The organism is Halomonas sp. McH1-25, assembly GCF_022348165.1.
In the GTDB taxonomy this organism is placed as follows: Bacteria; Pseudomonadota; Gammaproteobacteria; order Pseudomonadales; family Halomonadaceae; genus Modicisalibacter.
Map to the genome: position 1 here is coordinate 110,908 of NZ_JAKRFI010000002.1, position 12,184 is coordinate 123,091.

The following is a 12,184-nucleotide window of genomic DNA, read 5'->3' on the forward strand; positions in this document are numbered from 1 at the left end:
TGAGTGGCCTGTTCAAGTGAAGATCACTCGCAGCGCCGGTAAATCAGATCCCATACGCCATGTCCCAAACGCGCCCCGCGATGCTCGAACTTGGTCAGCGGACGGAAGTCGGGCCGCGGCACGTAGGGGCCGGTGGTGGCGGTATTGCGGAAACCCGGCGCCGCGGCCATGACCTCGGCCATGTGCTCGGCATAGGCTTCCCAATCGGTGGCCATGTGCAACGTACCGCCGGGCTTGAGGCGGCTGCGTACCAGTTCCACGAAGGCCGGCTGCACGATACGTCGCTTGTGATGCTTCTTCTTCGGCCAAGGGTCGGGGAAGAACAGCTGCAGACCATCGAGGCTCGCCTCGGGCAGGCAACGCGTCAGCACCTCCAGGGCATCGTCGCGGTAGACGCGCAGATTGGTCAGCCCGCGCTTGTCGGCCTCGTCGAGCAGCTTGCCCACCCCGGGCGCATGCACTTCGATACCGATGAAATCGGTGTCGGGGTGCGTCTCGGCCTGCTCGATCAGCGAGGCGCCCATGCCGAAGCCGATCTCCACCACGCGAGGCGCCTGGCGACCGAATACGGCGTCGAGGTCCAACCGACCATCGTCGACATACAGGCCCAGCCGCGGCCAGACCTCATCCAGGCCACGTTGCTGGGCCGCGGTCATGCGCCCGGCACGCAGTACATAGCTCTTGATGCCGCGCCGGGGAGGCTCGGCCACGGTAGACTGGGCAGTTCGTCCCGAGTCGGCGTTCAAACGGTCATTGTTCATGCAGCGGTCTTGAGTCTCTCGGGGATCAGCGGTTGATGCGTCCGGCCATCGGCGACGAGGCCTCGGCACGTTGACGCCGCGGCATGCGCTCGGCGAGGAAGGCCTCGCGTCCGGCCTCGATTGCCTTGCGCATGGCGCTGGCCATCAGCACCGGCTGACGGGCGTGGGCGATGGCCGAATTCATGAGCACGCCGGCACAGCCCATTTCCATGGCCAGGGCAGCGTCGGACGCCGTGCCGATCCCGGCATCGACGAGCACCGGCACATTGGCATGCTCCAGGATGAGCGCCAGATTGGCCGGATTGAGCAGGCCGTGGCCGGAGCCGATCAACGAGCCCAACGGCATGACTGCGCTACAGCCGATCTTCTCGAGTTCCTTGGCGACGATCGGATCGTCGCTGGTATAAACCATCACGTCGAAGCCGTCGCGGACCAACTCTTCGGCGGCCTTGAGGGTCTCGACCACGTTGGGGTAGAGCGTGTTGTCGTCACCCAGCACCTCGAGTTTGACCAGGTTGTGGCCATCCAGCAATTCGCGGGCCAGCTTGCAGGTGCGCACCGCATCCTTGGCGGTGTAGCAGCCCGCGGTGTTGGGCAGCAGGGTGTAGCGTTCGGGCGAGACGGCATCTAGCAGGTTGGGCTCGTCGGCATTCTGGCCGAGGTTGGTGCGCCGCACCGCAAAGGTCACGATCTCGGCGCCGCTGGCATCGATGGCCGCAGCGGTCTCGTCCAGGTCTCTGTACTTGCCGGTGCCGACCAACAGGCGCGAAGTGAACTCGCGTCCGGCAACGAGCCAGGGCTGGTCGGCGGGGATGTCCATACGTTCAGACATGAGGCGTCTCCAGAAAGGCGCTAACGGTCGCGCCGGACCTGTCGCCCTGCAGTCAGGGACGGCCGGAGCGGCGCGACACAGCATGATTGGGTTACAGCGGTCAGCACATCGCGCCTAGCCGCCACCGATGGCATGCACGATCTCCACACGATCGCCATCGGCCAGGCGGGTCTCGGCGTGCTGACTGCGCGGTACGATCTCTTCGTTGACCTCGACGGCGATGCGTCGGCCGGTCAGGCCCAGGGAAGCGATGAGCTCGCTGATCGTCGGTTCGTCTTCGAAAGCGCGAGGATCGCCGTTTAGCTGAATCTGCATAGCAGCCTCATCGTTCGGGAAGCCCCGTCACACGACGGGTCCATAGTTTAACGCCAAATACCTCAGCGGACATCCTTCGAGGACGCCGTGTCGGTCTCCTTCGGTGGCCAGACATCGGCATCGACCAGCTCCGGGCGCTTGAGTACCTGGGGATCGAACACCGGCTCGCCGACCCCGTCACGCCGCTGATTTTCATAGTCTCTGAGCACGCGCAAAGCCACCGGAGCCAGCAAAAGAATGGCAAACAGGTTGGTGGTCGCCATCAGGCCCATGGACAGGTCGGCGAAGCGCCACACGAATTCGAGATTGGCCAGCGCGCCGATCATGACCATCGCCAGCACGGCCAGGCGCAGGGCTTGTACGGCCTTGCGTGCGTGACTTCGGAACAGATACTCGATATTGACCGCCGAGAACGAGAAGTTGGCGATGATCGAGGTAAAGGCGAACAGCAGGATGGCGATGGCAATGAATATTTCGCCGAAACTGCCGAGATGGTCGACCATCGCGTCCTGGGTCAGCTTGATCCCCTCGATCGAATCGCCGGCCGACGTACTCAACAGCCGTTCGTAGACGCCGGACAACAGGATCACCACTGCAGTGCAGGTACAAATGATCAGTGTGTCGATGAATACCCCGAAGGACTGTACCAGCCCCTGGGCGGCGGGGTGCTTGACCGTCGCCTGCGCAGCCGCGTTGGGCGCCGAGCCCATGCCGGCCTCATTGGAGAACAGGCCGCGCTTGATGCCGTTTTCCATCGCCACCTTGATCGAATAGCCCACGGCACCGCCCACGGCCGGACCGAAGCCGAATGCACTCTTGACGATCAGCGCCAGCATATCGGGCACTTCGGCAAGATTCATGAACAGGACCCATAGCGCCACCAGCAGATACGCGACGGCCATGATCGGGACGATCTTCTCGGCTGTGCGCGCCACGGACTTCAGGCCACCGTAGATGACCAGGGCAACCACCCCGACCAGCGCTACGCCACTTAGCCAATTGGGAATGCCGAAGGCGCCATTCATCCCTTGGGCGATAGTGTTGGACTGGGCGGCATTGAAGGCCAGACCATAGGCGATGAGCAGAAAGATGGCGAACAGCGCACCCAGCCAGCGCCAGCCCAGCGCGCGTTCGATGTAATAGGCCGGACCGCCGCGAAACACCCCGTCCTCGTGGCGGTGCTTGTAGACCTGGGCCAGGGTCGACTCGACGAAGGCCGTGGCAAAGCCCACCAGCGCCGTCATCCACATCCAGAAGATCGCGCCCGGGCCACCGACCCACAGGGCAATGGCCACCCCGGCCAGGTTACCGGTACCCACGCGGGCCGCCAGTGAGGTGGCAAAGGCCTGGAAACCGCTGACGCCTTCACCGGCGCCGCGAGCCGTGAACGTCACCCGTGCCATATGCCCGAACAGACGAAACTGCATGCCTCGAGTCAGGATCGTGAACAGCAGGCCGGCCCCCAGCAGCAGGTAGACGAGAATATAACTCCAGATAAAATCGCTGAGGGGCGTCATCACCGCGTACATGCCGTCGCGCAGCGGGGCGAACAGCGAGGCAAGGGATTCCATGACTTGAGTCTCCTATCATCGTCATTGGGCCGGGCTTGCACCTAGATGGTGCATCATTGCCGCTGGGGCAGGCATGATAGCGGCGCGACACGCCTGACGAAATGCCAGCGTGCGAATCGAACTTTTATCTGACCATGGGTCAGCGTAGCAGTCGGGAGACAAGTTGATGCGACATCGTTCAGCCTGGGTCGCCGCGGCCCTGAGCGGCCTGGTCATGGTCATGGCCGGCGCCTTCGGCGCTCACGGCCTGGAAGGCCGCATTTCGGCATCGCTGCTCGAAGCGTTCGAGACGGGCGTGCGCTACCAGGCGTGGCATACCCTGGCGATTCTCGGCGTACTCATCTGGCGTCAGCAAATGCCGCTAAAGGGGCAGTCGCTCGTGCTGGGGCTGTGGGGGGCGGGCATCGTGCTGTTCTCGGGGTCGCTCTACCTGCTGGCGCTGGCCGGCACACGCGGTCTCGGCATGATCACGCCGCTGGGCGGGTTGCTGCTGATGGCCGGCTGGCTGATGCTGGCGATCACCGCATGGCGGGCCAAGGCGCCGACTGACCGGGCGAGTCAATCGTCCCGATCCGGCAGAGCGTAGGTGGCGGTGACGATGGCCACCGGCTCGTCGTCGCCGGCCGAAAACAGCTCCACCTCGCCGACCACCAGGCGACGCCCCAGCTTGACGATGCGGGCGTTGGCGATCAGGTCGCGGTCGCCGCGGGCGCGGCGCAGAAAATGGCAATTGAAGTCGGTGGTCACCGCCATCGCCTCGGGGCCGACTTCGGCCAGGATCGCCACATACAGGCAGACATCGGCCAGGCCCATCATGCTCGGCCCCGATACGCAGGCACCGGGGCGCAGATGCTCGTCCTCGATGGCCAGGCTCATGGTGGCCCGCATCGCATCGATTCCCTCGATGGTTCCCTGTCGATAGGGAAAGACCTCATCGAGAAACTCCTCGATGGCGGCGGCGGTCATGACGGTCATGCGATGCTTCTCCCTGCGCGACGAACGGGTGGGTGCGGGCTCGTGAGTAACGATAGCGTAAGCGTCACGCGTCGCACAGCCATTGGCCGGCTTCGGTTCACAAAAAATGCCCCGCCGGAGCGGGGCATTCTGCTGATACGCCTTATTCAGCGTGTCGTTATCAGGCGGTCTTCGCCTTGTGCACCGCGCGCCAGTGGTGCAGCAGCGGCTCGGTGTAGCCGGAAGGCTGCTCGCGACCCTTGAAGATCAGGTCCGAGGCGGCCTGGAAAGCCGTCGACTCGCTCAAGTGCGAGGTCATCGGCACATAGTTGGCGTCGCCCTCGTTCTGCTTGTCGACCACGCCGGCCATGCGCTCCAGCGTCTCGCGCACCTGCGCCTCGCTGACCACGCCATGATACAGCCAGTTGGCGATGTGCTGGCTAGAGATACGCAGCGTGGCGCGGTCCTCCATCAGGCCCACATCGTGGATGTCGGGCACCTTGGACGCCCCCACCCCCTGCTCGACCCAGCGCACCACGTAGCCGAGGATGCCCTGACAGTTGTTGTCGAGTTCCTGCTGGATGTCGTCGGCCGACCACTCGGCTCGCTCGACCACCGGTACGGTGAGCAGGTCGTCGAGCAGATCGGCTTCGCCCTGGCGCTCCATCTCCTGCTGCAGTGCCGCGACATCGAGCTGATGGTAATGCAATGCGTGCAGCACCGCTGCAGTCGGCGACGGCACCCAGGCGGTATTGGCGCCGGCCTTGGGATGGCCGATCTTCTGCTCGAGCATGGCTGCCATCAGGTCGGGCATCGCCCACATGCCCTTGCCGATCTGGGCGCGGCCGCGCAGGCCGCAGGCCAGGCCGGCCTGGACGTTGTTCTTCTCGTAGGCGGCGATCCACTTGGCGCCCTTCATGTCGCCCTTGCGCAGCATCGGGCCGGCTTCCATCGCGGTGTGCATCTCGTCGCCGGTGCGATCGAGGAAACCGGTGTTGATGAACACCACGCGCGAGGTCGCCTCGTTGATGCAGGCCTTGAGGTTGACGGTGGTGCGCCGCTCCTCGTCCATGATGCCCATCTTCAGCGTATCGCGCTCCAGCCCCAGCACGTCCTCGATACGCCCGAACAGCGTATTGGCGAAGGCGACTTCCCTGGGCCCGTGCATCTTGGGCTTGACGATGTAGATCGACCCGCTGCGGCTGTTGGTCTTCTGGGTGCCGGTCGCTCCGCCCTTGTTGAGGTCGTGCATGGAGATCAGGCTGGTGACGATGCCGTCGAGCATGCCCTCGGGGATCTCGTTACCGTTACCGTCGAGGATCGCCGGGGTGGTCATCAGATGGCCGACGTTGCGCACGAACATCAGCGAGCGGCCCGGCAAGGTGCGCGTGTCGCCATCGGGCGTGGTGTAGGTGCGGTCGTCGTGGAGACGGCGCATGAACGACTTGCCGTTCTTGCTGACCTCTTCCTCGAGATCGCCCTGCATCAGGCCCAGCCAGTTACGGTAGACGTGGACCTTGTCCTCGGCATCCACGGCGGCTACCGAATCCTCGCAATCCATGATGGTGGTGATCGCCGCCTCCACCAGCACGTCCTTGACGCCTGCCGGGTCGGTCTTGCCGATCGGGTGGGCGGCGTCGAACTGCACTTCGAGATGCAGGCCGTGATTGGCCAACAGCACCGCCTGCGGCTGGGCGGCATCGCCCTGGAAGCCGACCAGCTGGGCCGGGTCCTTGAGGCCGGTTTCCTTGCCACCTTCGAGGCCGACGATCAGCTTGCCGTCGCGCAGCGTGTAGCTGACGGCATCCTTGTGCGAGCCTTCGGCCAGCGGCGCGGCCTGATCGAGTACGCCGCGCGCATAGGCAATGACCTTGGCGCCGCGCTTGGGATTGTAGCCGCCACTCTTCTCGGCGCCGTCGTCCTCGCTGATGACATCGGTGCCGTACAGGGCATCGTACAGGCTACCCCAGCGCGCATTGGCGGCATTCAGGGCGTAGCGGGCATTGCTGACCGGTACCACCAGCTGCGGCCCGGCCTGCACGGCGATTTCGGGATCGACGTTGCGAGTGGTCGTCTCGACCTTGGCCGGCGCCTCGACCAGATAACCGATCCGCTTGAGAAACTCGCGGTAGCCGGCCAGGTCGCGTACCGGTCCCGGATGGGCCTTGTGCCAGGCATCGAGTTCACCCTGCAGACGCTCGCGCTCGGCGAGCAATTCGCGGTTGGTGGGCGCGAGATCGTGGATCAGGGCGTCGAGCCCGGACCAGAAGGCATCGGCGTCCACGCCGGTCCCGGGCAGGGCTTCCTCGTTGAGAAAGCGGTCGAGCTCGGCGGCCACCTGGAGACGATGGCGAGAGATGCGTTGAGTCATGGAAATCCTCTCCTACTGCGCTGCCGTCTAGCGATACGATCCTTCCCCTGCTAGACGATTCGTTGTGGTTGCCACGTTTATGGAAATCTCTTCCATATAATAACCAAACAGAGAGAAAATTGTGTACCGCTCGACCAATGACTAAGAAAGCCGTTGATGCTCGGGGTGTCGTGTTCGTCAGTAAAGCGGGCTAGCATGGAGAGGTACAGGGAGAACGCGATGACCGATTTCGCACCGTTGCAAGCACTTGGGCCGCTGGCCCGGGTGGGCGAATCCCAGGCCTCCGCCCTGGTGGATTACCTCGATCACTACCGTCTGGCCCCGCTGCTCAAGGAAGACGTGGGCCTGTACGCGGGTTTCATCGATGCCGAACGATACCGCCTCTGGGCCCAGGTATGGTCGCCGGAGACACCGCGCGGCACCGCCTTCGTGGTGCATGGCTACTTCGATCATCTGGGGCTTTACCGTCACCTGCTGGAACGCCTGCTCGGCCAAGGCTGGCGAGTCGTGCTGTGGGACCTGCCCGGACATGGCCTGTCCAGCGGCGAGCGTGCCACCATCGACGATTTCGAGGAGTACGGCGCCTGCCTGCAAGCGCTGCAGAATCACTTGGCAGACCGCGACATGGCACCCCGACCGTGGATCGGGGTCGGTCAGAGCACCGGGGCGGCGATTCTCGCCACCGATGCGCTCGGCCGCGGTTCGGCCTCGCCCTGGCAGGCACTGGTGCTGCTGGCGCCGCTGGTCAGGCCGTGGGGCTGGCCGCAATCGAACTGGTTGCATCGCCTGGCCAGCCCGTTCATCCGCTCGATTCCCCGCAAGTATCGCGCCAACTCCACCGACGACGATTTCGCCACTTTCCTGCGCGATCACGACCCACTGCAGCCCGACCGCCTGACGCTGACCTGGGTCGCCGCCATGCGCCGCTGGATGGCGCACATGCTGGCGCTGCCGTCGAGCGAGTTGCCGGTGCTGATCCTGCAGGGTGAACAGGACCTGACCGTGGACTGGCAGTGGAACCTGGAAGTACTTGCCAGCAAGTTTCCTCGGGCGCGCATCCATCGCCACCCGGAAGCGCGACACCATCTGGTCAATGAGGCGGAGCCGATCCGCGACCTGCTGTTCGAGGAACTCGATGCCTTTCTGGAAGACATGACATGCGCCAGTGGACCTACGCCTTCTCCCGCATCCTCATCGTCGGCCACCCTATGATGCATCGTCTGAGTGACTTGCCCCGTTACCTGCTGCTCGTCCTGCTCCTGGCGGGTTGCGCCGGCCAGCCGGAGCGCCCGCAGACCCAGCGTCAGGCGCTCTATGGACTGGGCGAACGTGCCGCCGCCGCGGCCGTCACCCAGCCCAACTGGTCGGTCCCCGCCGATGAGGTCGTGCTGTTGCTGACGCTGCCCGAGATCGACACCGAGCTGGGTGTCGATACCGAGCGCTTTCGCGAAACCCTGACCCGCGCCCTGCTCGCCCGCAAGGATGGCCCCCAGGTACTCGACTGGACACCGACGATGGCCGACACCACGCTGCCGGAAAATCAGTGGCTTCTGGAAAGTCGCCTGCTGGCCGAAGGACCGGCCCTGACCCTATCCGACCGCGAGCTGCTGCCCTATCGCCTGGAACTGGCCCTGCGCCGACCGGACGATGCGGCACCGCACTGGACCCAGATCATCAGCGGCGCGCTGGATGCCAGTGCCCTGTAGCGTGGCTCGCCCGGGCTTTGCATGTCCCGGCCCAGCGGCCACAATGGCCGTTCATCCGCTAAATCGCGAGAACCGCCATGCCCCGCTACGCTCGCCACATCTACCGCGACGGCCCGCATAACCCCTTTCCGGGCATCAAGGTCCTGGAACGCCGCCTGGGGTACGCCATTCCGCACCAGCTGGGCTCCAACGAAGGGCTGGACATGCCTCACCGCGCCCTGTCGGCGCGCTTCGGCAATGCCGTGAGCGAGCTGGCCCGGGGCTATGGCGATGCCGAAGCGATGGGCGTACGCCAGCGGCTATCAGCGGCCCTTGGCACACCACTGGAGGCATTGCTGGTCGATGCCGGCGCCGACAGCCTGATCGCCCTGGCGCTGCGCGCCACCTGCGAAGCCGGCTCCCCTGTCGTGGCGAGCGCCGGCACCTACCCGACGTTCGGCTATTTCGCCGTGGGCCAGGGCTGCACGCTGCACGAGGTCGCCTACCGCGACGAGTCGGGACTGTTGGCCCCCGATCTGAAGGCACTGGCCGAGGCAGCGAATGCCCACTCGGCGCAGTTGGTCTACCTGGCCAACCCCGACAACCCGAGCGGCCACCTGTACGACGATGCCGCCATTGCCGGGCTACGCGCGGCGTTGCCCGCAGAATGCACGTTACTGCTCGACGAGGCCTACCACGACTTTCGTCCCGATGCCGATGCGCTATCCGCTGGCGTCGCCTGGCCCGGCGTGATTCGCCTGCGCACGCTCTCCAAGGCCCACGGCCTGGCCGGCCTGCGCATCGGCTATGCGATTGCCGAGCCCGAGGCCATCGAGATCATGCACAAGGTAAGGATTCACTATGCAGTGTCGTCGCTGACGCTGGCTGCCGCCGAGACGGTGCTGGATCACCCCGCCGAGACGCGTGAACACGTCGATGCCGTGATTGCACGTCGCGAGCGCCTGGCCGGCTGGCTGCGCGAGTTGGGCGCCGACGTGCCCGTCAGCGACACCAACTTCGTCGCCATCCGCCTGCCCGAGGCCGACATGGCGGCCCGGGTGCATCGTGAACTGCTCGAGGCCGGGAGTCTTATCCACCGCCCGCCGCACCCGGCCTTGGGCCACGTGCTGCGCATCAGTGCCGTGGAAGACGCCCTGCGCCCCGGCCGGCTGACGGTACTGGAAAAGGTCCTACGCACCCAGTGATCATCCTTCTCCGCCTAGCACCAACATCGCAACGCCCGCGATATAGCAGGCGATGATCGTCACACTCTCGAAACCGATACGTCCTGGTCCTTGCTCTTCACGCCGGATCAGGCCGGCCAGCAGAACACCGGTCATCAGCAGGGACAGGGCTACCCAGAGCGATACGGCATCGGGGATGGCGTGGTATATGGAACCCTCGCGATAAGCGACGTCGGCCACGGCCGCGAACAATGTGTCGAAGGCATTACCCCCAATGATGCCTGCCACCGCCAAGGTCAACGCCCCACGCCGAACCGCGGCTACGGTGGTCACCAATTCAGGCAACGAGGTCGCCACCGAGGTCAGCAGAACGCCGACCGCTGCCTGGCTGATGCCGGTCTCCTCGGCGATGACCGTGGCACTCCGCTCGAGTAGCCAACCGGCAATGCCGATCCCTAACCCCATGAGCAAAAACGCCACGATCATGCCGGGCAGGGATCGCTGCTGGTTGGCCTCGTCGGGTTCATCGATCAGCGTTTCCCGAGTACGTGCCGGATTCCACATGGGATCCGACTGGGCCTTGCTAACGATTCGCAAACCGTACAGGTAAGCGATAAACAGCAAGGGCGTGATGGGATGCACATGCCAGATGGTGATTTCCGGCGAGAAGCGCCCTATCAACAACAGCGTCAACAAGCACAGCAGTAGCGTGCCCTGCATGATATTGCCGATAGACGCCGCGGCATGCTCCAGATTCGCACGCCGGTGCGCCACATCGGCTGCGGTGAGAAACAGCGTCTGTGCAGCGATTCCCCCCAAGGCATTGCTCATGGCCAGTTCTGGGCGTCCCCCCCACGCAGCGCTAACCGACACCATAATGCCCGAGAGTGAGGTGACCATGCCCAACAGAACCGCGCCAGCAATGGCTTCGCCCAGCCCTGTACGATCGGCCAGCTCATCGACCGTGCGTGTCAGGCGTGTGCCGACGATGCCAATCACCAGGGTGCAGAAAGCGAACAGGCCAATGGCAAACGTCAAAGACATATCAGAAAGAAATTCGGGCATTAGGCGTTTCTCTTGCCGTTAGCGAATGAGCGGACAGGAAAGCGTGGCGGCACTGCCTGCATGAAGGCGCGGCTGGCGCGAAGCACGGCACGGTCGTTGAACCGCGCCCCGACCAGTTGGCAGCCGATAGGCAGGCCTTCCTCGCTGAATCCGCACGGCACCGAGGCTGCCGGTTGCCGGGTCAGATTGAATGGATAGGTGAATGGGGTCCAATCCATCCAATCGCTCATGCCCCGTCCTTCCGGCACTTCCTGGCCTGCCGTGAACGGCAGCACAGCGACGCTGGGCATCAGAAACAGATCGAAACGATTGCGGAAACTCGCCTCGAAACGCGCCGTCAACATGGCGCGCGCCTCTTGGGCGGCATGCACGTCATTGGCACTAAAGGATTCGCCGCGCCAGGCATTCTTCATCAGCCCCTCGCTGATCTGGCGACGTTCACCCTCGGTCATCTGGCTGCACAAGCGCCAACTGGTGGAGTACCACAGAATCTTGAAGGCCTCGCCCGCCTCGTGCAGGTCCAGGTCGTCGGGTACGACCTCGGCACCGAGCGCCTCGAGCTGCCTGGCAGCACGCTCGGTGGCTAGGGTGACCTGAGGATCGACAGCGACCCGCTCCGCCCGGGTGATCAAGCCGATGCGCATCCCCGCCAACGGCGCCTGGACCCCCTCGCCCCAATCGTCCGGCGCAGCAGCGACGGCGTAGCTGTCGCGGGAGTCGTAACGCCCCACCACGTTGAGCATGCGGATCGCATCGTCGACGGTGCGGGTGATCGGTCCCAGGTGCGACATCGAGGGCAAGGAACAGGGCGGCCACTGCGGTACCAGCCCGAAGGTCGGCTTGAAGCCGAAGGTGCCGGTAAACGAGGCCGGGATCCGGATGGAGCCACCCGAGTCGCCGCCCTGGTGCAATACCCCCAGATTGAGCGCACAGGCGGCGGCAGCGCCTCCCGACGAGCCGCCCGGGGTCAGTCGCGTATCCCAGGGGTTGTAGGTCACACCGGTGAGTGGGCTGTCGGTGACGCCCTTCCAGCCGAACTCGGGGGTCGTGGTCTTGCCCAGTATGATGGCCCCGGCCTCGCGCATCATGCGCGCCGGAGGGCCATCTTCCTGGCAGGGCGCGGGGTCGGAAATCAACGTACCCTCGCGCGCCGGCATGCCGCGCACACGTGTCAGATCCTTCATGGTCACGGGCAGACCGTCGACCGGCCCCAGCGGCTTGCCGGCACGCCAACGAGTCTCGGCTTCGCGCGCCGCCGTCAGAGCCCCTTCATGATCGACATGACAGAACGCGTTGATGGCCGGATTTTCGCGGTCGATCCTGGCCAGCGTATCCTCGATGACTTCCACCGGTGAGAGCCGCCCGGCTGCATAAGCCTCGATCAGGGCGGCGGCATCCATCGCGGCAATCCGGGAATTGCTGTTTTCCATCGTGCCTCCCTGCACT

12 protein-coding genes are annotated in these 12,184 nt (G+C 64.7%); 4 read left to right on the forward strand and 8 right to left on the reverse strand.

Features of this window, described 5'->3' with window-relative positions:
- Positions 1-23: 23 nt before the first annotated feature.
- The 4 genes from trmB to MHM84_RS06965 form a co-directional block, all read right to left on the reverse strand.
- Positions 24-761 carry a tRNA (guanosine(46)-N7)-methyltransferase TrmB gene (trmB, locus tag MHM84_RS06950; RefSeq protein ID WP_239264132.1) on the reverse strand — a complete coding sequence of 246 codons (738 nt, stop codon included), beginning with the start codon at positions 759-761 and terminating at the stop codon, positions 24-26.
- Positions 762-786: 25 nt separating this feature from the next.
- Complete coding sequence (locus MHM84_RS06955; RefSeq protein ID WP_239264134.1) at positions 787-1,593, reverse strand: thiazole synthase; 807 nt, start codon at positions 1,591-1,593, stop codon at positions 787-789.
- Between the two features lie 114 nt (positions 1,594-1,707).
- A complete protein-coding gene (thiS, locus tag MHM84_RS06960; protein WP_239264136.1) occupies positions 1,708-1,908 on the reverse strand; it encodes a sulfur carrier protein ThiS in 201 nt (66 codons plus the stop codon).
- Between the two features lie 62 nt (positions 1,909-1,970).
- Complete coding sequence (locus MHM84_RS06965) at positions 1,971-3,479, reverse strand: alanine/glycine:cation symporter family protein (RefSeq protein WP_239264139.1); 1,509 nt, start codon at positions 3,477-3,479, stop codon at positions 1,971-1,973.
- Between the two features lie 166 nt (positions 3,480-3,645).
- Between MHM84_RS06965 and MHM84_RS06970 the strand changes: the two genes are divergently transcribed.
- A complete protein-coding gene (locus MHM84_RS06970) occupies positions 3,646-4,065 on the forward strand; it encodes a DUF423 domain-containing protein (RefSeq protein ID WP_239264142.1) in 420 nt (139 codons plus the stop codon).
- Here MHM84_RS06970 and MHM84_RS06975 read toward each other — a convergent pair.
- Together MHM84_RS06975 and MHM84_RS06980 are read right to left on the reverse strand one after the other, a co-directional pair.
- A complete protein-coding gene (locus MHM84_RS06975; protein ID WP_239264144.1) occupies positions 4,038-4,454 on the reverse strand; it encodes a PaaI family thioesterase in 417 nt (138 codons plus the stop codon). The genes MHM84_RS06970 and MHM84_RS06975 overlap by 28 nt on opposite strands.
- A gap of 160 nt (positions 4,455-4,614) precedes the next feature.
- Positions 4,615-6,804 carry a malate synthase G gene (locus MHM84_RS06980; protein ID WP_239264146.1) on the reverse strand — a complete coding sequence of 730 codons (2,190 nt, stop codon included), beginning with the start codon at positions 6,802-6,804 and terminating at the stop codon, positions 4,615-4,617.
- Between the two features lie 219 nt (positions 6,805-7,023).
- On the opposite strand from MHM84_RS06980, the gene MHM84_RS06985 reads away from it, so the two are divergent.
- The 3 genes from MHM84_RS06985 (at position 7,024) to MHM84_RS06995 (ending at position 9,694) form a co-directional block, all read left to right on the forward strand.
- Entirely contained in the window at positions 7,024-8,016 is a 993-nt protein-coding gene (locus tag MHM84_RS06985; RefSeq protein WP_239264148.1) for an alpha/beta hydrolase, read from the forward strand.
- Positions 7,962-8,510, forward strand: coding sequence for a hypothetical protein (locus tag MHM84_RS06990; RefSeq protein ID WP_239264150.1), 549 nt, complete (start codon positions 7,962-7,964; stop codon positions 8,508-8,510). The genes MHM84_RS06985 and MHM84_RS06990 overlap by 55 nt, the downstream gene beginning before the upstream one ends.
- Positions 8,511-8,587: 77 nt before the next feature.
- Positions 8,588-9,694: an aminotransferase class I/II-fold pyridoxal phosphate-dependent enzyme gene (locus tag MHM84_RS06995; protein ID WP_239264152.1), complete on the forward strand. Its 1,107-nt coding sequence runs from the start codon at positions 8,588-8,590 to the stop codon at positions 9,692-9,694.
- Here the strand turns inward: MHM84_RS06995 and MHM84_RS07000 are convergent, their stop codons facing one another.
- Both MHM84_RS07000 and MHM84_RS07005 read right to left on the reverse strand, forming a co-directional pair.
- Positions 9,695-10,738: a sodium:calcium antiporter gene (locus MHM84_RS07000; protein ID WP_239264154.1), complete on the reverse strand. Its 1,044-nt coding sequence runs from the start codon at positions 10,736-10,738 to the stop codon at positions 9,695-9,697. It abuts the gene before it with no gap.
- Entirely contained in the window at positions 10,738-12,168 is a 1,431-nt protein-coding gene (locus MHM84_RS07005) for an amidase (protein WP_239264156.1), read from the reverse strand. The genes MHM84_RS07000 and MHM84_RS07005 overlap by 1 nt, the downstream gene beginning before the upstream one ends.
- Positions 12,169-12,184: the final 16 nt, after the last annotated feature.